The sequence below is a fragment of the Cohnella sp. SGD-V74 genome, from assembly GCF_003001675.1.
In the GTDB taxonomy this organism is placed as follows: Bacteria; Bacillota; Bacilli; order Paenibacillales; family Paenibacillaceae; genus Cohnella.
Genome location: NZ_PVYW01000007.1, coordinates 1 through 23,724 on the forward strand (window position 1 = coordinate 1; position 23,724 = coordinate 23,724).

Sequence of the window (23,724 nt, forward strand, 5' to 3'; positions counted from 1 at the left end):
TGAGTGGCTAGAATGGAACTGTAAATATATGAAATCAAAGTAATAGGAATACAATCCAGTTCACTATGTGAGCATTTATGCAACGCTAGTGCGCCGTACGGGCATATTGGCCTGGTTGGCGTATGAGACAGCCCCGCTTTTTTGCATGATTTCCACGCTTCGGCGAGAAATCAGCCTGTTTTTGCTCCGAATCCTCCATTGTTGACCTTCGGCGGCCTCCTTATAATATGGTGAGAATCATTATCACTAGACAAGGGAGTCTGAACTATGCAAGCCATTCGCAAGCCGACAGCCATTGCCTCTCTGCTGCTTCTCGTTGCCGCCGTGCTGCTCAGCGCATGCGGGAACGGGAATTCCGCCGGAACCGGCGCTTCCGCCAGTCCTTCCAATTCTCCGTCCGCCTCACCGTCCTCGACGCCGTCGCCGTCTGCAACGCCTTCGGCATCCGCCTCGGCGGACGGCGAAGAGACGCGAATCGTCAGCACGGTCAACGGCGACGTCGAAATTCCCGCGCATCCGAAGCGTATCGTCGCCCTGTATTACCATCACATCCTGTTCGCGCTCGGCGAGAAGCCGGTCGGAGCCAATCTGACCTGGTGGGGCGGCAGCCCGTTCCTCGCAGAGCAGGAAGCGGGTCTCGTAGACGTCGGCGGTCCGCCGTCTTTGGAGGCGGTAGTCGCGCTGGAGCCGGATTTGATTATCATGAACAGCAATAACGCCGAAGACTACGAGCAATTCGCCAAGATCGCGCCATCGGTGCTGATTCCGTACGACGGCAACCGCACCGTCTATCAAGAGACCGAAGAAATCGCCAAGCTGCTGGGCAAGCCGGACGAGGCAGCCCGGCTCCTCGAAGAGTTCGAGAAGAAAGCGGAGGCCGCGCGCGCCAAGCTGGAAGGCGTATTGACGAGCGACGCCAAGGCGGCCATTATTCGCATCGACGGCAACGGAGGACAGTTCACCGTGTTCGGCGATAACTACGGCCGCGGAGGATGGCCGATCTACAGAGGGCTGAAGCTGCAATATCCGGCCAAGATCAAGGAAGACGTCATCGACAACGGCAAACAAATCGCTCAGGAGCTGCCGCTCGAGAAGCTTCCCGAATACGCGGGTGACGCCGACTATCTGTTCGTTTCCACGGAAGGAGTCGCGCTCGACGTCGTCAAGGACAGCGCCGTGTGGAAAGGGCTCAAGGCCGTGAAGGAAAATCACGTCATCGAGCTGGACTCCAAGCAGTATTTTTATTTCGACCCGATCTCCATTTCCGCCCAGATGGATCTGATCGCGGACTTGCTGTCGCGCAATTCTTCCCAATAACTCGCCCCGTCGGCCGCCGGTACTCCGGCGGCTTTGTTGCGCGTATCGCGGGGGTTCGCTAGAATAGAGACATTCAACTGATTGATAATCATTATCAACTATAAAAGGGGCGCGCCCGAATGAGCCGTTTGTCTCTGCCCTTCCTGACCTCGTTGTTCACTCTATCCGACATCGTCGAAATTCGTTGCCAGGCTGCCGCCAAGGCGAGCAGGCTGCACGCGTCGGACCATGTATTCGTCGCGGCTATGCAAGGCGCCGGCAGTGCCATCATCGACGGCAGAAGGCGCCGCTTGGTCAAGGGGAGCTGCTTCCTCCTGCCTCCCGATACGTTGTTCGACGTGTCGGCGGACGAAGGTCCGGAGCTGAAGCTGATGTGGTTGATCTTCCGGGCCGTTCCGGTCTCGGGGAGTCCATCGGGTGCAGAGAACGAAGCGAACCAAGACGCTCTTCGCATCTTTCCGTACGAGGAACTCGACGCGCAGCCCTTCGGCCGCATCGCGGGCCGGTTGGACGAGCTATACCGTCACAGGGGAGCGACGGAGGAGCTGGCGCATTTCAGGCAGCATATCCGCTTTCAGGAGCTGCTGTACGAGCTGTGTCGGGGCGGCGAGTCGTCCGGCGCTCAGCTCCAATCCCGGGAAGCGGTTCGGCGATCGATCGACGGCTTGCACCGGTTGGACGTCTCCGACATAAGCGTGGAAGCTCTGGCGAAGCAGGCCAATATCGGAACCCGGCAATACTCGCATCTGTTCAAGCAGCTGACCGGCAAAAGCCCGGTAGACTATATTACGGAATTGAAGCTTAACCATGCCAAGAAGCAGCTTCTCACGTCCAACGACAGCCTGCAGCAGATCGCTCAGAGCGCCGGCTTCAAGGACGTCTACTATTTCAGCCGGAGATTCAAGCAGATGGTCGGGCAATCTCCCAAGCAATACGTTGGCCACGCCCGCAAAGGACTGCGGATCGTGGCGCTCTATTACGCCAACGTCCTGCTCTCGGCCGGGGTGAAGCCCGTGGCCGCCAACTTGACTTGGTGGGGAGGAAGCACGTTCCTGAAGGACATGGAGGAGGGGATCGTCGACATCGGCTGCGAGCCGTCTGTAGAAGCCGTAACGAAGCTGGAGCCGGACCTCATTCTCATGAACGACGCCAATCTGTCTGCCTATCCGGCCATGTCCAAGATCGCGCCCACCCTTCTGCTGCCTTACGAGGGCAGCCGCAGCATCTTCGACGACGTCCGGCTGATCGGCCAACTGATCAATCGTCCGCGGGCGGCGGACGAATTGGAGTCGCGATTCGAGAGAAGAGCCGCGGAAGTTCGGGAACGATTGGCAGGAGTCTTAAGCGGGTCGTCTACGGCGGCCATCGTCAGATTCGACAGCCAGGGCCGGCAGTTTTCGGTGTTCGGGGACAATTACGGACGAGGGGGCTGGCCGATCTACCGGGGGTTGCGCCTGGGCGTTCCGGAGCCCGTGCAGCGGCAGGCGATCGACAGCGGGAGGCAGATCGTGCAGGGCCTGCCGCTCGAGCAGCTGCCGGTTTACGCTGCCGGCGCGGATTATCTGTTCGTCTCCGACGAAGGCGAAGGCATCCGGTACGTGCAGGACCATCCGATCTGGAGGAGCTTGCCCGCCGTGGCGCACGGCCGGGCTCACGTGCTGAGCAGGGCCGACTTCTCCTATTTCGATCCGATCTCGATCGAAGGCCAGCTGGAGCTGCTGGCGCAGCTGTTGACGGAACGTCAGCCCGCCTCCTAGACGCGCGAAGCCGAAGCTCCGCGATAGGCGCTGACGCGGTTGCGGCCGTTCCGCTTGGAGGCGTACAACGCTTCATCCGCTTGCTGCAGCAGCGCGTCGAGCGTCGCGTCGGCGCCGTCTTCGGCCTCCGCTACGCCGAAGCTGGAGGTGACGGCGATCTCGCCCCGGGGAGTCGACAGCGGTTCGGTCTCCAAGCCTCTTCTTAGCCGCTCCGCGATCTCGCAGCCTGCCTCCAGAGTCGCGTCCGGCAGCGCAAGGACGAACTCTTCGCCGCCGTAACGCGCGAACAGCATGTCCGGGGAGACGAGTCCGCCGCATACGGCGACGACGTGCACGAGGAGCTTGTCCCCCGTCTCGTGCCCGTAATGATCGTTCACGCGCTTGAAGTAATCGATATCGAACAGAACGACGGTGAACGGTCTTCCGCCCGTCAGGCAATCCTCGAGCAGTCGGCGGCTGCGGCTGATGAACTGGGAGCGGTTAAGAATTTGCGTTAACCCGTCATAGTAAGCCTGGTGCTCCAGCTCGCGCTGGAGCCGCTTCAGTTCGGTGACGTTGATGAACATGAGCAGGCCGCCTGCCGCATCCCCGTTGCGGTGCAGAAGAGGAGAATAGCGGACCTGGTACGTCTGCTCCGCTCCGTCCGTCGTCCACGCCAGCTCTTCCGCCCCTTCGTCCGGCCGATGGGCGAACGGATACGGAGATCCGTTCAGCTCGATCCAGACTTCGTTTAGCGTTTTCCCGATCATGGCCGTGCTGAGGGAAGGAATCATCCGCGCGACGGCCAGGTTGAAGTCGCTCAGACGATCCGCCGCATCCAGGACGATAACGCCTTCCCTCATGCTGTCGAAGATCGTCTCCTTGGCGATGGGAATGACGGTCAGCATTTTCGCGGACAGAATGGCCCAGATATACAGCGCCGAAGTCACGCACATGACCATCGGAACCGGGTCGATGCCTGCCGGGGTCAGCCCGACGAGATACAGGAACGCGGTGATCATCGGGAGAAACTGTCCGCAGATCAGCGTCGCCAGCTGCGGACGGTAGGACTTGCGGGTCTGTCTCCACCGGCTCAGCAGCAGCACGGTAGCGGCAAGCAGGCAGCTGGACGTGAAAATGCCGTGAACGATATACCATTCGCCGATCTCGATTTCCAGATAGGGAAGAGGCATTCCTTCTTTCATCCGAAACACTTTATAGAACAGCTGGTGGTAGTCGTTGGTGGCGACCATCAGCAGCGTGACGGAAGGGACGACGAGCATGGCCGCGGCCTGCCGGCGGGTAACCTTCCAGCCGAGATACTGGAGAATGATCATGAGACCGAGCGGCGCGGAGAACGGCATGCCGATATATTCGACGACCGTCCATAACTTGACTTTCCACAGCGTATCGCTGGCCAGACTGAAGGCGTAAGCGAAGCTGTAGACGGACAGGGCGGCCGTGTACCAAATGAAAGTGCGGGAGCCGGGAATTTCCTGCTTTCTGAACAGGACGTAGAGGCAGAGGAACACGTTGAAGATGCCCGACACGCTCACCAAGGTAATGTACATTGTCAGCTGCGAATCCATTCCTTCGTTCGACTCCATTCGCGAGGATCTATGCTGCTATCGTAACACATCGATCCGGGGGCCTGTCTGTATAAATAATTACTATTTAAATCAAAAACGCGCGCTTTCCGACCCGTCCGGGCTACAATGCCTTTAGGCGGGTTTTTGGCGTCTGCGCGCTTGATCCCAGCTGTTTTTTTCGACATGTGGTCGATGCGGCGGCACTTTTTTCGTCGCTCGAGTGTTATAAGAGTAATACGGTCGAAGGAGGTGTCCGAATCGCTGCAACCCTCTCTGAATTCGGATGAATTGGAAACGTTGGTCTCCGCCGTGCGGCAAGGAGAGACGGAGAAATACGAGCCGATCGTCAGAGCCTTCCAGCAGCCGATCTTCCGCTATTGCTACCGCTTGTTCGCCAATCGGCAGGATGCGGAGGACGCCGTGCAGGATATTCTGGTGAAGGCTTATCGATCGCTTGGACAGTACAGAAGAGCGGACAACTTTCAGGCCTGGCTGTACCGGATCGCTTACCGCCATTGCCTGAACGTGCTGAGGAGACGCCGCATTCACCGGCAGGTGATGAAGATGCTCAGGCCGGAGACCGTTACCGCGGGGCCGGAACAAGAGCTCGACGACCGGCTCTATCATCCTTCTCTGGCCCGGGCGCTGGCGGAATTGTCTCCTCGGGAGCGAAGCCTGCTGATTCTGCGGGCATTCGAAGAGAAGAGCTTCGCCGAGCTGGGAGACATTATGCAGACCAGCCCGAATGCGCTGGTGAAGAGAATGCAACGGATCAAGCAGAAAGTGCGGACATCCATGAAGTCGAAGGAGGATATGCCATGGAACGATTCGAAACGTCCGATGAATACAGAGGTTTGAAGCTGGCCGTCCATACAAGTCAAGTTCCGGAGATCGACGTCGCCGAGAAGGTGATGGCCCGTATTGCAGGCTCGTCGCGCCGCCGTCCGGCTGTTATCAGGACGATGAGGGGCTCGACGGCGCTGGCCGGCCTGTTCGCTCTGCTTCTGGTCGTCTCCGTCACCGCTTACGCCACTTCGGAGTATATCCAGTTTCGGGACAAGAGCGGCGCGGTCAGGGTGGAGTATGTGCCGCCGAACACGTCGAGGATCGTCGATATTCCCTACAATAAGTTCACCGCGCAGGTTCACGAATTCGCCAAGCCCGGAGAGCTGGTGGCTTATTTTGTCAAGGACGGCGACGAAGCGGGAGGCTTGCAATTCGAATTCAAACCCGAGCGCATGACTTCTTTCTCCAAGCTCCAAGACGAGCTCCGGCGTGTCGGTTCCCCGGTGCTGCCGCAAGCGGTCTCCGGCTTTCAATTCGAATATGGAGAGATCAGACCTCACTATCCGGATAAGGAAACGCCTCAATACCGGGACACGCTTAAGGAGCTCTCCGGGCTCGCTTCCCGGGCGGCCGACGGCGAACGCTTGTTTATGAAGACCGTGCCGTGGACGGACGCGGCGACTCTGGTCGCGATTTATTCCAAAGACGGCGCTTCGATCGGGTTGCACGCTCATTTCCTGAGGGGAATGGAGATGTACGTCGAGCTGCAGGAAGGCAATACAAGCGAAAAAAGGACGATAGCCGGGACGGAAGTCGTTTATAATGAGGTCAAGAGACAGATCGCCGCCGAGGGACGGCCCGTGCAGCTTGAATACGGGTACCTGAACTGGTATGACGAAGAGCGGGACATCTATTACACGCTTACGAATCATAAAGGGCCCGGGATTTCCAAGGAGGAGATGCTGCGGCTGGCGGAAGATTGGCTGGAGAAGAAGGGATGAGCGCGCGATGAAAATGAACCGTCTGGGCGTATCCGACTTGCTCGTCGGCGAGATCGGACTGGGATGCATGTCTTTGGGAACGGAGGAGGGGAAGGCGACCGGTCTGATTCACGAAGCGCTGGACCTTGGCGTCAATTTTCTGGATACGGCCGATCTGTACGACCATGGCCGCAACGAGGAATTCGTCGGCAAGGCGATTCGCGGCAGAAGAGACCGGGTCGTGCTGGCGACGAAGGTCGGCAACCGGCGCATTCCGGGACAGGAAGGCTGGACGTGGGACCCTTCCCCGGAATACATCCTGTCCTCGGTCAAGGAGAGCTTGAGGAGGCTGGGCACGGACTATATCGATCTGTACCAGCTTCACGGCGGAACCCTTGAGGACCCGATTGACGATACGATAGAAGCTTTTGAACAGTTAAAAAGGGAAGGAACGATCCGGGAGTACGGCATCTCCTCGATCCGTCCCAACGTCATCCGCGAGTACGCCGTACGTTCCTCCATCGTCAGCGTGATGAACTCGTACAGCATTGTCGATCGGCGGGCGGAGGAGACGGTGCTTCCGCTCCTCCATGAGAAGGGGATCGGCGTCATCGCCAGAGGCCCGCTGGCCAAAGGGGCGCTGGCAGCCAATCGTGAACCTTCGGGCGGAGTGTCGGACTACGAGCTGGAAGAGCTCAAGGCTCTTCGGGAGAGGCTGCGGGATCTGGAGACGCCGGGGCGCAGCCTCACCCAATTGGCGATCCGGTATTCGCTCGCCCATCCTGCGGTGGCCGTCGCGATTCCCGGAGCAAGCTCGCGTGAGCAGCTGCTGCAGAACGTCGCCGCGACGCATGCGCCTGAGCTGTCGCCCGAAGAGCTCGCGGCCGTTCGCTCGTTCAGCAAGCCGAACGTCTACGCCGCGCATCGCTAAAAAACGTTGCATTGTGTAAGAAATTGATCATCTGTTATCTCGTTTCGCTCCTCCTTGGCCGCTAGAATGAACATACAGCATACGAACGCCGTAGATGCTGACTAGTACGGAGGAGTGAGCTACAGAAACATGAATACCGGAAAAAAGGTTGTTTATTGCGTCATTGCCGCCATTGTGATCCTGCTGGCGACGGCTTGTTCGCGGGAGAAGCCGCAAGCAGTCGAGCATGTCTACAAGATCCATGCAGCTACCCAAACGATCGTCCCCGTCAACCCGGGGCAGAATAGCGACAAAGTGGTGCTGCTCACCTTCGACGACGGTCCGAATGAAGGGTTGAACGAGAAGATTCTAGCCACGCTGGATAAACATAAGGCCAAGGCGATCTTTTTCATGAACGGGCCTCAAATCGAGAGCGGCAAAAATTTGGTAAAGCTTGTTCACAACCGGGGGCACATGATCGGCAACCATTCTTGGGACCACATCGATCTCAGCGCGGAAAGCAAGGAACAGGTAGAGAAGCAGCTCGGAGACGTCCAGAAGGCCGTGAAGGATATTACCGGAACGGCGCCCGTATTTTTTCGTCCGCCTTTCTTGGCTTTTAACGACGTGACCGTCGAAGCTGCCAAGGCTTCCGGCCTGACGGTCGTAACGTCGTCGATCGATTCCCAGGACTGGGCGATGACGGCGGACAGCAACGATCCGAAGGCGCTGGCGCAGCGCATCGTCGACCAAATGCATCCGGGCGCCAACATCTTGATGCACGAGCTTCCCTGGACGGCCGAAGCGCTGGACGGCCTGCTGTCCAAGCTGACGGAGCTGGAATACGAGTTCGTCGATCCGCATACGATCGGGCCTCTATAATAATGATTTTCATTCTCAATCCGTTTGTGATACAATGAGTCCGAAGTCATTAGATCGGATTAGAGGATGAGGGAGAGGATACGAGTGTGCGCCAAGGACATATACGACGTGACGATAATCGGAGGGGGTCCTGCGGGACTTTTCTCCGCTTTTTATAGCGGCTTGCGAGAGTTGAAGACGAAGATTATCGAATTTCAGACTTTCTTGGGGGGCAAAGTCAACGTCTACCCGGAGAAGCTGATCTGGGATGTCGGCGGCGTCACTCCGATTACCGGCGAGAAGCTGATCGAGCAGATGATCGCGCAAGGGCTAACGTTCGATCCGGAGATCGTGCTGGGAGAGAAGGTCACCTCCATTTCCAAAGACGAGGACGGCATCTTCGTCCTGCAGACCTCTTCGGGAGCGGAGCATTATTCCAAGACGGTCATTCTGGCCGTTGGCGGCGGCATATTGAAGCCGACCAAGCTGAATCTCGAAGGCGCCGAACGGTACGAGGTTACCAATTTGCACTATACGGTCAAATCGCTGTCGCGCTTCAAAGACAAAACCGTGCTCATATCGGGCGGCGGCAACTCGGCGGTCGACTGGGCCAACGAGCTCGAGCCGATCGCGAAGCAAGTGTATTTGACCTATCGCAACGAAACGCTCAAAGGGCACGAGGCCGAAGTGTCTAAGCTGCTCTCGAGCTCGGTCGTCTGCCTGCTCAATACCGAGATCGAGAAGCTGGTCGCCGCCCCTGGACAGGAAGCGATCGAGCGGGTGGTGCTGCGCAACAAGGACGACGGAGCGCAAGTCGAGATGTCGGTGGACGAGGTCATCATCAACCATGGCTACGAGAGGGACAAGGATTTGCTCTCCAACAGCCAGGTCAACATCGAGATGCAGAACGAATGGGCGATCGCGGGAACTCCGATGAGCGAGACGTCGGTCCCCGGGCTGTACGCCGCGGGCGACATTCTCGGGCATGAGGGCAAGCTGCACCTGATCGCGGGAGCGTTCCAGGATGCGGCCAACGCCGTGAACAAAGCGAAGCAGTACATTATTCCGGAGGCGGAAGCCTGGGGGATGGTCTCTTCGCACAACGAGATTTTCATGGAACGCAACCGGGAGCTGAAGAAGCAGCTGTTCGCGAATTAACGAGGCGTCGTCGAAGAAATAGACCGATTCCCTGTCTTTCGGCAGGGGGCCGGTCTGTTTTATAATTAAATATCGACACCTTGAATTAGGATGATTCGCCATGCTTAAATTGATCGGCAGAAGCGTACGCGAGTTTCGCGCGTTTTCCGCCAAGCTGCTTATATTCGAAATGTTCTACATGCTCGTGACGAGCGCCGTCGTTATACCGATTATTACGTATGTGTTCAACCGGATTCTTAGAGTCGTCGGCTCCGGCTCTCTGCTCAATGCGGAAGTCTACCGGATCGGAGTGAGCTACGAGGGCGTGGGCGGCTTGTTCTTCATCGGGCTCGTCGCTTCCTATGCGCTGCTGATCGAGTTGTTCGTGCTGATCGTTCTCGTCCAACAACGCTATTTCGGCAAAGAGATCGCGATCGCGGACGCGCTGGCGATCGCGCTGCGCAAGACGCCCAGGCTGCTCGGCTTCGGCGCGTTCCAGCTCATGATGCTGCTCCTTCTCTTGATACCGTTCGTCGACTCGCCTCTCTCGGCCTCTTTTTACGCGTTGTTCAACGTGCCGATCTTTCTGAACCACTATGTGCTGGACGCTTCCTACACGATGGCCGCCGCCTACGCTGTGCTCCTGGCGGCCGCGCTCTACACTTTGCTTCGCTGGATTTTCGTGCTTCACTTTATCGTGATAGAAGATTTGAAGCTCGGGCAGGCCATACGCAGAAGCCATGCGCTGACGCAGGGAAGGTGGCTGCAGCTGTTCGGCTCCCTGCTCCTGTTTAACGCCGCCGTCCTGATCGCTACTTCGGCTGCGGTATCCGCCGTCGGCTCCATCCCCTCTTGGCTGAATATGGACGTTCTGGCGCTAGTCTCTCAGCATCACTCCTTGACGCTTTCCACGATTTTGACCTACCTGTTGGCGCTTCTGCTTCTGCCGATCAACATCTTCCTGCTGACGCGGCTCTATTACGGGTTGGGCCGGCTTCAAGGCATCAAAGCGAAAGATCGGCTGAACGTTCGTCCCGGCGAGCTGGGCCGGCTCGAAAACCGCATCGTCAAATGGTGGAAAGGGCTTCGCCGCAAACGAACCGTTTTCGCGGCGGTCGCCGTCTCCTATATCGCTCTGTCGGTCTTTATCGGCTTGCGGGCGAACGACAGCCTTGTGTACGCGAAGTGGAGCGTGCAGATCGCCGCGCACCGCGGCGATGCGTCGAGCGCTCCCGAGAACTCGCTGCCCGCCGTCACGGCCGCCATCGACAAAGGCATTCAATTGGCGGAGATCGATATCCAGCTGACCAAGGACGGAGTGGCGGTGCTGAACCACGATTACGATCTTCGGCGTGTCGCCGGGGAGAGAGTGCGTGTAGCCGATCTGACCTATGCAGAACTGCTCCGGCTGTCCATTGGCGAAGACGACAACGGGGCCCCGGTTCGCATCCCGACACTGGCCGACGTGCTGACGGAGGCGCAGGGCCGCATCAAGCTGCTGCTCGATCTGAAGCCGTACGGAGAGAGCGAAGCGCTGGCGAGCGAGGTCGTCCGGTTGATCAAGGAGGCCGGGAGCGAGCAAGAGGTGCGCATCCAGTCGTTCGACGGCATAGCGCTCGGGAAGGTGCGCGAGCTCGCGCCCGAGATCAAGATCGGGAGAATTCTGTTCTTCGCGCTAGGCGACTTGTCGGCGCAGGACGTCGATTTCTTTACGGTCGAGCAAGTCATGCTGACCCCGTCGCTCGTGAAGCGGGCTCATGCCGACGGACGCGAGGTGTGGGTATGGACGGTTAATTCCAGGCGAGATATGAAGGAGGTGCTTAAGTTCGAGATCGACGGCATGATCACGGACTACCCCGAAGTGGCGCTGTCCACGGTCGAGGTGAATCTATAGCCGCTTGCCAGCCTTGTTTTTACAACTTCTGATATCGACATCACGCGCATTCGAATGGTTCCTCATTTCCGTCTGGGAGGATAAAGCGATGACCGTTAAAGAGCAGACGATTGTAAAACCGCATGGCAACCTACTCAGAACGTCGGACAGAGAGATTCCGATCGTCGGCAAGATGGAAGAACCTCTTATTTTAATCCTGGAAAATGTACTGACCGGAGCCGAGTGCGACGCGCTGGTCGACTTGGCCAAGGACCGGATGCAGCGTGCCAGAGTCGGCCAATCTCGCTCTGTGAGCGATATAAGAACGAGCAGCGGCATGTTCTTCGAAGAGAGCGAGAACGAACTCATCCATCGAATCGAATCCAGGGTCTCCGAACTGATGAACGTCCCGATCGCGCATGCCGAACCGCTGCAGGTTCTGCATTACCGGGCGGGGGAGCAGTATCAGCCGCACTACGACTACTTTACGTCCGGTATCGGCAACAATCGGATCAGCACGCTTGTGATGTACTTGAACGACGTGAAAGAAGGCGGCGAGACGATCTTTCCTTCGCTGAATCTGACGGTCGCCCCGCGCAAGGGGAACGCCGTCTACTTCGAATATTTCTATAACGATCCCCGTTTGAACGAGCTCACCCTGCATGCGGGAAGCCCCGTCGTCTCAGGGGAGAAATGGGCCGCCACCCAATGGATGAGAAGGCAGAGGCAGCGTGAATTTTGATTGCCAAAAATGTGGAAAAGAAATAAAATGTAAACGTATCCATAATAGGTTGAAGGTGGAATGAGAGTCGTGCCGACCAGTGCAGAATTTCGCGCTAGAGCAAGAGAGAGCTTGTCGGGCAATTGGACGAGCGCAGTGCTTCACTATTTATTGTTTAGCTTCGTCATGTCGGCTTTGGGGTCGATCGGGTTCATCCCGCTTCTGGGCTGGATTCCCGCCTTCCTGTGCGCCGGGGCGATGATTTACGGATTGATGGCCTTTTTCCTTGATTTGTCCCGCCGACAGTCCCCTGCGACCGAGACGCTCTTCAGCGGATTCCCGAAGTTCGGGGAAACATTCGTTCTGTACCTGCTGATGCTGATCTTCGTATGGTTGTGGAGCTTGCTGCTGATCATTCCTGGAATCATCGCGGCATTCCGGTATTCGCAAGCTTACTTCATCCTGAAGGACAATCCGGGAATCGGCGCGTTGGAGGCCATTCGCCGGAGCAAAGAGATGATGGCCGGCAACAAGGGCAGATTGTTTTTCTTGATGCTCAGCTTTATCGGTTGGGCGCTGCTCGTTCCGTTCACGCTGGGCATCGGAGCCCTCTGGCTGGTGCCGTACGTATATACCTCGGTGGCGCACTTTCACAACGATCTGTTGATGCGCACCGCGTCCGTTCCCCCGCCGCCTCCGCCTCCGCAGTCTTATTATCAGGGCTGATTTCGGGCTCGCCCGGGGAAGAAGCATTTGGTCGTCGACCAAATGCTTCTTTTTTCTGCGGTTGACCTATTCGTAGAGATGAACATATGCCGATCGCACATCGCCACGTCGCGAACCTAAGTTTCCTCCTACACATATGCTAGGGCGTGTATGCAAACCCGCTCAGGGGCATCTATCACCGCCTTTTCGCCCCCTGCTTCGTCATTTTTGCTTGACGTACCCCCGGTACGCCTTCACAAAAGTTCCTTGCATGGAACGAAAATTCGGCAATATCTGCTACCCTCGGAGTATGCATACACGCCCTAGGCGCAGACCCGATTTTTTTTCGAGGAGGAGTATGAGCAATGCAGGTGTATTGGGTTAACGGAGCTTATGCGCATGTCCCGGGTCATTACGGACAGCCCGGTCCGCAGCTTCCGGGCGGGGGCGCCGGTTGCCGGCCATTGACGTTCGTGCTGCTTCACGGCTCCTGGGCGGATGCGAGCTTCTGGAACGGCGTTGCCGCCGAGCTGAGACGACAAGGTCATATCGTTCACGTTCCCGAATATCCCGGCCATGGGGCAGATCCGAATACGAACGTCACGCACGGACAGATTACGCAAGCGGTCGCCGACTATATCGTCGAATGCGATCTGAAGGACGTTATTCTGGTCGGGCACAGCTTCGGCGGCTCGGTCGTTCAGACGACGGCGGAGCGGGTGCCGGACCGGATCAAGAGGCTGGTGTTCGCGAACGCGCTCGTGCTGGGCAAGGGGCAGTCTCCGGCCGATCAATTCCCTCCCGAGGCGCGGCAAGGCTTCGAGCAATTGAGGCAGGCGTCCAAGGACGATACGATTACGCTGCCTTTTAACATCTTCCGCGAGACGTTCGTGAATTTGGCGGATCTCGACCTGGCGCGGCGGCTGTACGCGGAGATCCGGCCGGAACCGGCCAAGCCGCTTTTCGAGAAGCTGAAGCTGGATTCCTTCTACGAGCATGATATCCCGCGCAGCTACTTGTACCTGACGGGGGACAACGTGCTTCCCCAAGGGGGAGGCTACGGCTGGCATCCGCACATGTCGTCGCGCCTCGGCTTGTTCAGGCTGATCGAGGCTCAAGGCGACCATATGACCTATTTTAGAACGGCTCCGGCTTACGTGGCATGCAAGCTGTATGAAGCCTCCAGGGACTAGATAGGCGGCTGGCGGGGACTGGTCTATAATAGGGAGAAAAGGAATCGGGCGAGGTTGGGGGAGGAGCGGCATGGACTGTTCATACGAGGAACTGGCGCGGGATTTCGCGAGAATTCCGCTGGGCGTATACGGAGTCTTCCGAACGGAGCTGCGGGCCGATCTGGTCTACAGCGGACATGTCGCCAGACCGACGACCAAGTGCGCCGTCGTCATGGCCCTGCGGGGGAGCGCCGAGTTCGTATTCGGCGGTTCGGACCGTTACCGGCTTGAACCGGGAAGAGTGCTGTTGGGCGGCTTGGGACAGAAGCTGGAAATCTACCCCGGAGCGGAGGGCTTCGAGTACGGATTGGTTCACTATTTGCCGGAGCCCTCCGATCGGGAGGATGCCCGCGGCTTGATCGAGGTGTCGATGCTGCACGTCCCTCCCGATCCGGAGCTGCTGCGTGTGCTGGACCGTCTGCTCGAAGCCGCCGCTTCCCCCGACAGCATGGGGCTGCTGGAGAAGAAGGCGCTTTTCTACCGGCTGGTCAACCATATTCTCCTGTCGGAGAGGGTCAGCCAGAACAAGGAGAGCTACCCTCTGATCGACGAAGCGATTCAGTATATTCGGGAGCATCACGCGGAACCGCTCACGTTGGACATGCTGGCGGAGCGTTATCAGATCAAGGCGAAGTATTTCTCCTCCCTGTTCCGCAAATACGCGGGAATCGGGCCGATCGATTACTTGATCCAGTACCGGATGAACCGGGCGAACGAGATGCTCCTCACGGGACAGTTCCCGGTAGGAGTCGTGGCGAAGAGCGTAGGGTATGCGGACGCCTATTATTTCAGCAGGCTGTTCAAGAAGCACAAGGGCGTGCCGCCGGGCAAAGTCGGCATGCGCCGTGAGCGAAATCATCCAGTATAAGTTCGGGAATCTCTCCATTTTCAACATAGAAACAAGGTGATATGGTTATATTCGATAATGAGAATCGTTATCACATATAACCCGCGTAATTCAGAAAGGATGCTTGACATGGTTAACCGCAGATTTCCCGTGACATTGTCGCTGCTCATGCTTGTCCTTGCGCTTCTTCTCGGCGCTTGCTCGAATTCCGGCTCTCCGAGCGGACAGGAGTCTTCGTCTTCTCCCGCACAGACCGAGAGCGCACCTAGCCCCAGTTCCAGCCCTAGTCCAAGCTCGAGCGAAGAAGCTTCGCCCGCAGCGGCTTTCCCCCGTACGATCCATGCGGCCAACGGAGACGTTACGATCGAGAAGCAACCGCAGAAATTGGCGGTCGTTCATTGGGGCTACACCGATTCGATTCTGCTGTTCGACTTGAAGTCGGTCGCGCTCGCGCTTCCGTTCACCGAGAAGCAGTCCGTCCTGCACACGGATACGTACAAGCCGTACACCGAACGACTGGAGGAGCTGGCGATCGTCGGGGAGAATACGACGGTTAACCTGGAGGCGCTGCTGGCCTACGCTCCCGACGTCATTATCGCAGGCAACGCCATCAACAAGGACATCGTCGATTCCCTGGAAAAAATCGCCACGACCGTCGTGCTCGACGAGCAGCAAACGGATGTGTGGGGAGACTGGCCTTCCGTCGTGACCGAATTCGGCAGCATTCTCGGCCAAGAGGAAGCCGCCGCGAGCTACATCGCCGATTTCCGCGCGAAGGTGCAATCCGCGAAGGAGAAGCTGGCGAGCGTCGAGGGTTCCGTTGCGTTCGTGCAGATCAGAGCCAAGGAAGCCTGGCTGCAAGGAACGAATTACTTGCCGACGTATTACGAGGGGCTTGGGCTGAAGGCGCCGGAGTCGAGCGAGATGGAGGAAGGCGCGCAGCTGTCCTTGGAAGGCTTGAGCCAGCTCGATCCCGATCATCTGTTCCTGGGCCAGTTCAACGTGTCCGACCCGTCGCTTCCGGCTTTGTCTGACGAGTGGTCGAAGAGCGGCGTCTGGAACACGCTGAAGGCGGTTCAGAACGGCCATGTCTACGACATCGACGGACAGCTTGCCCTGGGCTACGGTCCGCTCGGCAATTCGTACGGCGTGCAGGCCGTTCTGGATGCGTTAAGCCAATAATATCGCACAAATCTGATCGGCTCCGGCGCGGCTCTTCGTTGCGCGGAGCCGATTATTGGTTAATAATGAACGTATTGGACGATCGTTGCCCAAATCTTGCGACGAGGTGAACCGGACATGCCGACCGGCGATAAGATTCAAAGCGTAGAGGAGTATGTAGGGGCGTTTCCCGAAGAAGTTCAAGCCAGCCTGGAGAGAATCCGCCAGACGATCTCGCAAGCGATACCCGCAGCCGAAGAGGTCATCAGCTATCAAATTCCCGCATTCAAGCTTCACGGCATGGTAATCTATTACTCGGCCTACAAGAGCCACTATTCGATCTCTACGCCGCCTCCGTTTACCGCATTCGAAACGTTCAAGGAAGAGCTGGCCCCGTACGAGGTGTCGAAGTCCGCGGTCAAGTTTCCGATGGACAAGCCGCTTCCGCTCGAACTGATCGGCAAGATCGCGAAGTTCAAAGCGCAAGAGAACGCCGAAGCCGCTCAGAAGAAAAAGAAAAAGTGAGGTGAGAAGCGATGTGCAGAAACATTAAGACGCTGTTTAACTTCGATCCTCCTGCTTCGCCCGACGAGGTGCAGGCCGCCGCGCTTCAATTCGTGAGGAAGCTGTCGGGCTTTAACGAACCGTCGAAGGCGAACGAGGAAGCCTTCCTGCTCGCGGTGCGGGAGGTCGGCGATGCCGCGCAGAAGCTGCTCGACTCGCTCGTCACCCGGGCCCCTTCGCGCGACCGGACCGTCGAGATCGCGCGGGCCCGCGCGAAATCCGCCAAGCGCTTCGGCAAACCCGTCCGCGTCACTTCGGCGGAATAAACAAGAGGCGGTTCGGGCTACAGCGCCCGAATCGCCTCGACGTATTGCTCGTATCGCGTTTTCCACTCGTCTTCGCGCGACAGGAATTCTCCGCCGTTCATCAGAGCTTCCACCGCGTCCAGACAGACGTGCCAGCCGGCCAGATCTTTCGGCGTATGATCCGTGATCCGGCGTATCGTCTCGATCAAGACGAGCCTGCAGCCGTCCGGCCGCGGTTCGATCTCGAAGCGGACGCTGTCCTCGCCCCATTCGTACTCCAGCACAGATCCCTCCGAGAAGTCTGTAATCTTCATCTCCTCGAACGCTCCGTCACCCATATCGAAGCGCATGGTTCCGCCTTCGCGGAGATCGTGAGAGCTGAGCTCGGCGAACCATTGCGCCAGCTTTCCGTTATCCGTCAACCACGCCCACGCCTGCTCTGCGGAATGTTTCAAATCCCGCTCATAACGCGCGACGTGGCCTTTTTCCGTTGGGTAAAGAGTGGCCAGCATGTTCTTTGCCTCCCGAGATCGAAGATAGGATCGCTTAATGCGCTGTTCCTCCGTGCATGTTCCTAGGTCTCAAATTATAGGCAAGCCCTGCAAATGTCAAGCGGCGGGCACAGTACCGGGAGAAATCTTGCGGCGCACCCCGAAATGACTGACCGTTTCTGTCAGGGACCAAGGCGTATACTGCTATTGAGGTCGAAAAAGGAGGCAGATACCATGTTTGCGACAATTGAAGCGTTCACGGCGGAATGGGAGAGTGAGTCCGGGTTGACCGATCGGGTGCTGAGCGGGTTGACCAACGACTCCTTGGGGCAGGCGATCGCTGCGGACCGCCGGACACTGGGGGATTTGGCCTGGCATCTGGCGACTTCGCTGCGGTTCATGACTGCGCTCGGGCTTGATTTCGACGGAGGGGCGGATCATGCTCCGAGGAACGCGGCGGGGATCGCCGAGGAATATCGCCGGATCAGCTCGGCTGTGCTTCAGGCCGTACGGACCCAGTGGAACGACGGCAGCCTGGAGGAGGCGCAGACGATAATGGGGGAACAGTGGAGGAACGGCGATTCCTTGCGATTTACTCTGATGCATCAGGCGCATCACCGGGGTCAGATGACGGTGCTGATGAGGCAGGCCGGATTGCGGCCTCCGGAAATCTACGGCCCGACTTACGAGACGTGGGTCGATCAAGGAAAGACTCCGCTCGCTTAAAAGGCGTGAACAACTTCTAGAAGTGGCGTACAATGGAGTTGGTTTTCCAGCGCTCAACGGGAAGGAAGGTTTGAACCGTGACCAAGGCGGACAATATGTTATCGATCCTGTGGATGCTGCGGTCGGGCAAGCAGATGACGGCGAAGCAGCTGGCGGAAAAGCTGGAGATTCATGTGCGGACCGTCTATCGTTGCATCGATTCGTTGTGCGCCAGCGGAGTGCCGATCATCGCGGATTCGGGACCTAACGGAGGTTACCGCATTATGGACGGTTTCTCCGAATCTCCGCTCCTGTTCGACGAGGATGAGCGGAAAGGGTTGGTCCATGCCTCGATCTTCGCGCGGGAAGCCGGCTATCCGCACTCGGAGGCGCTGGACAGAGCGGTGGACAAGCTCAAGCGGTACACGAACGAGAAGCAATTGGATCGCCTTGAACGTCACGGCGGCGGCTTGTCGGTCATCTATCCGGCGATCGACGACAAATACCGGACGTTCCTGCAGATGCTCGAGGAAGCGGCCGGCCAGGGCCGGACGCTGGAGATGGAGTACGACCGGGGGAAGGGCGAACCGTCGCCTCCCCGATCGTTCGATCCCTACGGCATCGTGTATTGGAAAGGAAGCTGGTATGCCGTCGGACACTGCGGCTATCGCGGGGAACCGCGCAGCTTCCGAGTAGACCGGATCACGGCGCTGCGGGAAACGGAAGGCCGCTTCGAACGGCCCTCTTCCTTCTCGGCCAAGGACTTCCTCCTCGGCAACCTGCTCTCCGGGGCGGGTTCGCAGGAGCTTGAGACCGTGAAGATCAGAGCGGGCGAGCAGGCGCTGAACGAGCTGTGCCGGCATTGGCTGTTCGGACACGCGCTGGCCGAACGCCGCCCCGGCGAGGCCGTGTTCCGGCTGGAGCGGTCCACGCTGCATACTTACGTGCCGTATTTTCTGATGCCTTACAGCACCGCGCTGACGATCGAGTCCGATCTTCTCGTCCGCAGAATGGCGGAGGCGGCCAAGCGAATGGCGGCGCATTACGAAGCGATGTTATCCCAATCCTATTCCGAATCAAGAGAGGAAGAGCGATGATGAGCAAATTTGCAATGTTCGGCCAATTGATCGCCCAACCGGGCCAACGCGACGAGCTGGCCCGGCTCATGCTGGAGTCCGCTGAGACGCTGCAGGGCATGGAGGGCTGCATCTACTACATCATCAGCGAGTCGGTAGACGAGCCCCATGCGCTCTGGATATCGGAGCTATGGGAGAGCGAAGAGGCGCATGCCGCCTCTCTGAAGAACGAGAGAGTGCTGGCGGTCATCCAGCGCTGTCGGCCGCTGATCGCCGGCGTCAAGCCGGTGAAGGTGCGTCCGATCGGCGGCAAAGGCTTGTAAGCCGCCCTTATCCGGCGGGATCGGCTCATTTACCCCGCAACATAACGGGACAGTCGCGCTTGCAGCTCGGACGTAATCGGGCTCATCGGCAGTCGGACGGCGTCGTCGGCGAGAAGGCTTTGTCTCGCGAGCAGCCATTTGAGCGGCGCGGGATTCGGTTCGCGGAACAGATCCTCGATCAGCGGCCGCAGTTCGTAGAACATGCTCTCCGCTGCCGCATGGTTTCCGGCCGCCGCCTGCCGGTACACTTCGATGAAGTCCGCCGTGCGGACGTTCGCCGAAGCCGATATGCCTCCACTGGCGCCTTGACGGAGCATATCCGAGAGCAGGGAATCTTCTCCGCACAGCACCGGCTTCGTATCGACCCGGCTCAGCTCCTGCAGCAGGTTCAGGCTGCCGGAGCTGTCTTTTAATCCGATGACTCCTTCCAGATCGAGAATCGTCCGCATCGTTCCGGCCGACAGCCGGACGCCGGTACGGGCGGGGATTTCATAGGCGATCACCGGCACGCCCGACCGGGAAGCTCTTCGGTAATGCTCCACAATGCCGGCTTCCGACGGCCTGCTGTAGTAGGGAGTGACGACGAGCGCAGCGTCCGCGCCGATCCGGCCGGCCATTTCCGTTCGCCGAACGGTATCCGCCGTGCTGTTCGTTCCCGTTCCGACGACGATCGGAACGCTGCGCGATCCCCGTGCTTCGCGGGTGGCGAGAACAAGCGCCTCGATTTCCTCCCAAGAGATCGTCGGACTTTCCCCCGTCGTGCCCCCCACGACCAGCCCATCGATATCCGTCTCCAATAGATGCTTGACGTACCTTCCGTAAGAGACCAGATCCAGCTCCCCATTCGGCAAGAAGGGAGTGACGACGGGCACGTAGATTCCTTTTAACTCCGCTGCGCTCAACATGAAATTGCCTCCTTAGCAAACTGTTTGAACCTACTGTATCACGCCGCATACCATCATAGTTATCTATAATATATAATAGTCATTATCAATAATGTTGATGGGTGGTGGGGCAGTGGATCTCGTCTATTATCAGACGTTCCGGGAGGTCGCCGTGCGGCAGAGCTTCACGAGGGCCGCGGAGCAGCTCGGGTATGCGCAGTCGAGCGTAACGACACAGATTCAGAAGCTGGAGAAGGAGTTCGGCGTTCAACTGTTCGAGAGGTACGGTCGAGGCTTGCGGCTGACCTCCGCGGGCGAAGAGCTGCTGAAGACCGTCACGCAAATGTTGGAGCTGCACCAGCAGGCCAAGGAGAAGCTGGCGAGGCAAGGAGGGGGAAGCTTGACGATCGGCACGATCGATTCGCTCGCGGCCTACTATCTTCCGCCGTTCGTGCAGCGAATTCGGCAAAGCTATCCGGAGCTGAACATCCGGCTGCAGCCGGATCGCGAGGATCGGATCGTTCATCGGGTCAAGGAGGGGGAGCTCGATTTCGGCCTTATGCTCGTCGGCGAGCCGACCGATCCCGCGTTGGAATGGACGGAAATCCGCGAAGAGCCGCTCGTGCTCGTCTCCGCGCCCGATCATCCGCTCGCCCGGCTCGACCGGGTGGACTTGCGGCGGCTGGGCGGCGAGGAGTGGATCATGACGGAGGAGACGTGCAACTACCGCATTATGCTGGAGAAGCTGCTGAGGGCCGAAGGCATTCCTTACCGGATCAGCCTGGAGATCGGCAATCCGGAAGCGGTCAAAGGGTGCGTGTCCGCCGGAGGGGGCATCGCCATCCTGCCCCGGCTGGCCGCCGATGCCGAGCTGGGAAGAGGGGAACTGGCCGCGCTCCCGTTCTCTCATCCCGATCTCCGATTGAGCTTGCAAACATGCATGCATCCCCGCAAATGGGTCTCTCATGCGATGCGGGCGTTTCTGGACTCGCTTCAGCCTGCCGAGGCCGCATTCTGATCGAATCGGATGGCGATTTTGCCGAAGTAGGACTCGTTCTGCAGATGACGCAGGGCGTCGACCGACTGCGAGAAAGGGAAGACACGGTCGACGACCGGACGAAGTGCGTGCCGGGAGATGGCCCGGTTCATCGCTTCGAACATTTCCCGGCTGCCGACGTTGATCGCCTGAAGCCGCGCTCTCCGTAGAATGGCCGGAACAATCGGGAAATCCTCGACCTTCCCTCCCGACAGGAGTCCGACAAGGCTAATCCGGCCGCCTACCCTAAGCGCGGCGATGGAGCGCGCGAGCGTGGCCGCCCCTCCCAGGTCGACGATGTGGTCCGCGCCCCGTCCCCCGGTGTAAGAAAGCACGGCGTCGTTCCAGTCGGGATTGTCCTTGTAATTAATACCGTGATCCGCGCCGAGGGAGATCGCGCGCCCCAGCTTCTCGTCGCTGCTCGACGTTACGATGACCCGGGCGCCCTGCAGCTTGGCGAATTGCAGGGCGAACAGCGAGACTCCGCCGGTGCCCTGCACGACCACAGTGTCTCCGGCCTTGACTTGACCTTCTTCGACGATGGCGTGCCAGGCCGTAACGGCGGCGCACGGCAGAGTCGCCGCCTCTTCGTCGGTCAGATGAGCGGGGACGAGCACCAGCTTCTCCTCGTGAAATACCGCATACTCGGCAAGCAGTCCGTCCAGCGGACTCCCGAGCGTCGAGGTCCAGTTCGCCTGCGTCGCTTCGCCCGCGATCCAGCTTTGAGTGAAGATCGGGCTCACCCGGTCGCCCAAGCCGAATCGGGTCGCTCCTTCCCCGAGCTTGACCACCTCCCCGACGCCGTCGGACACCGGAATCAGGGGGCCCTTCAGATCGGGATTATAGAAGCCGCCGATTACTCCGAGATCGCGGGCGTTTAAGGAGGCGGCTTTCAGGCGAATGAGCACTTCCTTGGGTCCTGGAGCCGGAATCGGACGGTCGACGCGAGCGAGCCGCTCCAAGCCGAACCCGCCTTGAATAGCGAATGCTTGCATGGTTCATCTCTCCTTCTATCAGGGATAGACTTACCATAAGGCATTCGCTAAACTTTGGTAAGAAGGCACTTTCAGGTCGGTTACGAACCCGAAAGTGCGTAAAGGAGGCGAGAGCATGGCGGGAACAACGCCCGATATTTCCCTGGAAGCTTGCAGCTATAGCCGCGTTCTGGAGATCGTCTCGAACAAGTGGACCGCACTCGTGTTGTATGCTTTGGAAGGCGGCACGATCCGCTATGGGGAAATCCGGCGCAGAATCGAAGGGATTTCGCAGAAGATGCTGACCCAGACGCTGAAGCAATTGGAGCGGGACGGTCTTGTCCGCAGGAAGGTCGTGCCTTCCGTCCCTCCCATCGTGGAATATTCTCTGACTCCCCTTGGCGAGACGCTTATTCCCTGCATGCTGATGTTGAAAAGCTGGGCTTCGACCCATTACGGGTCTGTCATGGCCGCGAGAGAAGAGTTTGACCGCGGGGAGAGCATAAAACTCTGACCAGACTCGGGGTCAGTGGCAAACTGAACGGCAAGCCCTAAGACGGCGAAAACCGGCGAGTTCCTCCCGAGAGAGGCTGCCGGGTTTTGCTATGCCGCCGAGAACGTTGAGTTTCCGCTTCATGGAATCGCCGCATCGAAGCGGCCGCGCAGCCCTGTCGCCGCCTACTCCTTCACCGAGCCCAGCACGATTCCTTTGACGAAGAAGCGCTGGAGGAACGGATAGACGAGCAGGATCGGCAGCGCTCCGATGAAGATCTGAGCCGCTTTGACCGATCGCTGCGACATGTTCTTGAGCGACTCCGAATCGACCGACAGCCGGCTGAAGTCCTGCTGCACGACGATCGTCTGCAGGAACGTGGCGAGCGGGTAATTTTCCAAGTCGGACATGTAGATCAGCCCGTCGAACCACGAGTTCCAGTGGAACACCATCGTGAACAGCGAGATCGCCGCGATTGCGGGCATCGCGATCGGGATGTAGATCTTGAACAGAATGCGGTAATATCCCGCCCCGTCGATAAGCACGGCCTCCTCGAGCGCCCGCGGCACCGAGGTTCGGAAGAAGTTCAGCATCAGAATCAGGTTGAAGGAATTGATCGCGACCGGAAGAATGAGCGCCCACATCGAATTCATCAGTCCGACCTTGGAGATCAGAATGTAGGTGGGAACGAGCCCTCCGTTGAACAGCATCGCGAAAATAAACAGCCAGACGTACCATTTGCGCCCCTTCAGCTCGCTGTCCTCTTTGGACAGCGGATAAGCGATCATCGTCGTCAGCAGCATGGAGAAGGCGGTTCCGATCAGGGTGCGCAGGAAAGACGTCTGCAGGGCGTTGGAGAAATTCCGGTTGTCGATCGTCTCCGCGTACGCGTCGAGCGTGAAGTCGATCGGCCACAGGCCGACCAGATTGGCGCCGGCGGCCTCCTTCCCGCTGAAGGAGACGGCCAGCACGTGGATGATCGGCAGAATGCACGAGACGGAGATCACGGCCAGCAGAATGTAGTTGATGATCGTGAACGTTTTGTACGAGCCGGTCCTGTAGATCACGGGGTAGCCTC

General features: G+C 58.6%; 25 protein-coding genes. 20 read left to right on the forward strand and 5 right to left on the reverse strand.

The window, feature by feature from the left end:
- The first annotated feature begins 267 nt into the window (after positions 1 to 267).
- Positions 268 to 1,317 carry an ABC transporter substrate-binding protein gene (locus B0G52_RS12225; RefSeq protein ID WP_094044577.1) on the forward strand — a complete coding sequence of 350 codons (1,050 nt, stop codon included), beginning with the start codon at positions 268 to 270 and terminating at the stop codon, positions 1,315 to 1,317.
- Positions 1,318 to 1,436: 119 nt separating this feature from the next.
- On the forward strand, positions 1,437 to 3,074 hold the full coding sequence (locus B0G52_RS12230; protein WP_094044579.1) for an AraC family transcriptional regulator: 1,638 nt from the start codon (positions 1,437 to 1,439) through the stop codon (positions 3,072 to 3,074).
- On the opposite strand, the gene B0G52_RS12235 is transcribed toward B0G52_RS12230, so the two are convergent.
- Positions 3,071 to 4,642 (reverse strand): histidine kinase N-terminal 7TM domain-containing diguanylate cyclase, encoded by a 1,572-nt coding sequence (locus B0G52_RS12235; RefSeq protein ID WP_094044581.1) that lies wholly within the window; start codon positions 4,640 to 4,642, stop codon positions 3,071 to 3,073. The genes B0G52_RS12230 and B0G52_RS12235 overlap by 4 nt on opposite strands.
- A 288-nt stretch (positions 4,643 to 4,930) precedes the next feature.
- On the opposite strand from B0G52_RS12235, the gene B0G52_RS12240 reads away from it, so the two are divergent.
- The 13 genes from B0G52_RS12240 (at position 4,931) to B0G52_RS12300 (ending at position 16,685) form a co-directional block, all read left to right on the forward strand.
- Positions 4,931 to 5,500 (forward strand): RNA polymerase sigma factor, encoded by a 570-nt coding sequence (locus tag B0G52_RS12240; RefSeq protein WP_233162625.1) that lies wholly within the window; start codon positions 4,931 to 4,933, stop codon positions 5,498 to 5,500.
- On the forward strand, positions 5,461 to 6,429 hold the full coding sequence (locus B0G52_RS12245) for a hypothetical protein (RefSeq protein WP_094044583.1): 969 nt from the start codon (positions 5,461 to 5,463) through the stop codon (positions 6,427 to 6,429). The genes B0G52_RS12240 and B0G52_RS12245 overlap by 40 nt, the downstream gene beginning before the upstream one ends.
- Positions 6,430 to 6,436: 7 nt before the next feature.
- Complete coding sequence (locus tag B0G52_RS12250) at positions 6,437 to 7,339, forward strand: aldo/keto reductase (protein WP_094044585.1); 903 nt, start codon at positions 6,437 to 6,439, stop codon at positions 7,337 to 7,339.
- A gap of 129 nt (positions 7,340 to 7,468) precedes the next feature.
- Positions 7,469 to 8,200: a polysaccharide deacetylase family protein gene (locus tag B0G52_RS12255; RefSeq protein WP_094044587.1), complete on the forward strand. Its 732-nt coding sequence runs from the start codon at positions 7,469 to 7,471 to the stop codon at positions 8,198 to 8,200.
- Positions 8,201 to 8,284: 84 nt separating this feature from the next.
- Positions 8,285 to 9,337, forward strand: a complete 1,053-nt coding sequence (locus tag B0G52_RS12260) for an NAD(P)/FAD-dependent oxidoreductase (protein WP_094044589.1) — start codon at positions 8,285 to 8,287, stop codon at positions 9,335 to 9,337.
- Positions 9,338 to 9,437: 100 nt separating this feature from the next.
- Complete coding sequence (locus tag B0G52_RS12265) at positions 9,438 to 11,210, forward strand: glycerophosphodiester phosphodiesterase (protein WP_094044591.1); 1,773 nt, start codon at positions 9,438 to 9,440, stop codon at positions 11,208 to 11,210.
- An 88-nt stretch (positions 11,211 to 11,298) separates the two neighbouring features.
- Positions 11,299 to 11,931: a 2OG-Fe(II) oxygenase gene (locus B0G52_RS12270; protein ID WP_094044593.1), complete on the forward strand. Its 633-nt coding sequence runs from the start codon at positions 11,299 to 11,301 to the stop codon at positions 11,929 to 11,931.
- Between the two features lie 69 nt (positions 11,932 to 12,000).
- A complete protein-coding gene (locus B0G52_RS12275; protein WP_198960638.1) occupies positions 12,001 to 12,636 on the forward strand; it encodes a DUF975 family protein in 636 nt (211 codons plus the stop codon).
- Positions 12,637 to 12,980: 344 nt separating this feature from the next.
- On the forward strand, positions 12,981 to 13,808 hold the full coding sequence (locus B0G52_RS12280) for an alpha/beta hydrolase (RefSeq protein WP_094044597.1): 828 nt from the start codon (positions 12,981 to 12,983) through the stop codon (positions 13,806 to 13,808).
- Positions 13,809 to 13,878: 70 nt separating this feature from the next.
- Positions 13,879 to 14,715, forward strand: coding sequence for a helix-turn-helix transcriptional regulator (locus tag B0G52_RS12285; protein WP_094044599.1), 837 nt, complete (start codon positions 13,879 to 13,881; stop codon positions 14,713 to 14,715).
- 108 nt (positions 14,716 to 14,823) lie between these two features.
- Complete coding sequence (locus B0G52_RS12290; RefSeq protein ID WP_094044601.1) at positions 14,824 to 15,876, forward strand: ABC transporter substrate-binding protein; 1,053 nt, start codon at positions 14,824 to 14,826, stop codon at positions 15,874 to 15,876.
- A gap of 117 nt (positions 15,877 to 15,993) precedes the next feature.
- On the forward strand, positions 15,994 to 16,380 hold the full coding sequence (locus B0G52_RS12295; RefSeq protein WP_094044603.1) for an iron chaperone: 387 nt from the start codon (positions 15,994 to 15,996) through the stop codon (positions 16,378 to 16,380).
- 11 nt (positions 16,381 to 16,391) lie between these two features.
- Positions 16,392 to 16,685, forward strand: coding sequence for a DUF2277 domain-containing protein (locus B0G52_RS12300; RefSeq protein WP_094044605.1), 294 nt, complete (start codon positions 16,392 to 16,394; stop codon positions 16,683 to 16,685).
- Between the two features lie 17 nt (positions 16,686 to 16,702).
- Here B0G52_RS12300 and B0G52_RS12305 read toward each other — a convergent pair whose 3' ends face one another.
- Entirely contained in the window at positions 16,703 to 17,176 is a 474-nt protein-coding gene (locus B0G52_RS12305; protein WP_094044607.1) for an SRPBCC family protein, read from the reverse strand.
- Positions 17,177 to 17,389: 213 nt separating this feature from the next.
- On the opposite strand from B0G52_RS12305, the gene B0G52_RS12310 reads away from it, so the two are divergent.
- The 3 genes from B0G52_RS12310 (at position 17,390) to B0G52_RS12320 (ending at position 19,259) form a co-directional block, all read left to right on the forward strand.
- A complete protein-coding gene (locus B0G52_RS12310) occupies positions 17,390 to 17,881 on the forward strand; it encodes a DinB family protein (RefSeq protein WP_094044609.1) in 492 nt (163 codons plus the stop codon).
- Positions 17,882 to 17,958: 77 nt separating this feature from the next.
- Positions 17,959 to 18,957 carry a helix-turn-helix transcriptional regulator gene (locus B0G52_RS12315; protein ID WP_094044611.1) on the forward strand — a complete coding sequence of 333 codons (999 nt, stop codon included), beginning with the start codon at positions 17,959 to 17,961 and terminating at the stop codon, positions 18,955 to 18,957.
- On the forward strand, positions 18,957 to 19,259 hold the full coding sequence (locus B0G52_RS12320; RefSeq protein WP_094044613.1) for a putative quinol monooxygenase: 303 nt from the start codon (positions 18,957 to 18,959) through the stop codon (positions 19,257 to 19,259). Before B0G52_RS12315 ends, B0G52_RS12320 begins: the two co-directional genes overlap by 1 nt.
- 29 nt (positions 19,260 to 19,288) lie before the next feature.
- Here the strand turns inward: B0G52_RS12320 and dapA are convergent, their stop codons facing one another.
- On the reverse strand, positions 19,289 to 20,164 hold the full coding sequence (gene dapA / locus B0G52_RS12325) for a 4-hydroxy-tetrahydrodipicolinate synthase (RefSeq protein ID WP_094044615.1): 876 nt from the start codon (positions 20,162 to 20,164) through the stop codon (positions 19,289 to 19,291).
- Between the two features lie 112 nt (positions 20,165 to 20,276).
- Here dapA and B0G52_RS12330 point away from each other — a divergent pair, with 112 nt between their 5' ends.
- The gene (locus tag B0G52_RS12330) at positions 20,277 to 21,161 is read left to right on the forward strand and encodes a LysR family transcriptional regulator (RefSeq protein ID WP_094044617.1); all 885 of its coding nucleotides are present in this window, start codon (positions 20,277 to 20,279) and stop codon (positions 21,159 to 21,161) included.
- On the opposite strand, the gene B0G52_RS12335 is transcribed toward B0G52_RS12330, so the two are convergent.
- A complete protein-coding gene (locus B0G52_RS12335; protein ID WP_094044619.1) occupies positions 21,137 to 22,174 on the reverse strand; it encodes a zinc-dependent alcohol dehydrogenase family protein in 1,038 nt (345 codons plus the stop codon). The genes B0G52_RS12330 and B0G52_RS12335 overlap by 25 nt on opposite strands.
- Positions 22,175 to 22,289: 115 nt before the next feature.
- Here B0G52_RS12335 and B0G52_RS12340 point away from each other — a divergent pair, with 115 nt between their 5' ends.
- Entirely contained in the window at positions 22,290 to 22,667 is a 378-nt protein-coding gene (locus tag B0G52_RS12340) for a winged helix-turn-helix transcriptional regulator (RefSeq protein WP_094044621.1), read from the forward strand.
- A gap of 164 nt (positions 22,668 to 22,831) precedes the next feature.
- On the opposite strand, the gene B0G52_RS12345 is transcribed toward B0G52_RS12340, so the two are convergent.
- Complete coding sequence (locus tag B0G52_RS12345) at positions 22,832 to 23,713, reverse strand: carbohydrate ABC transporter permease (protein WP_094044623.1); 882 nt, start codon at positions 23,711 to 23,713, stop codon at positions 22,832 to 22,834.
- Positions 23,714 to 23,724: the final 11 nt, after the last annotated feature.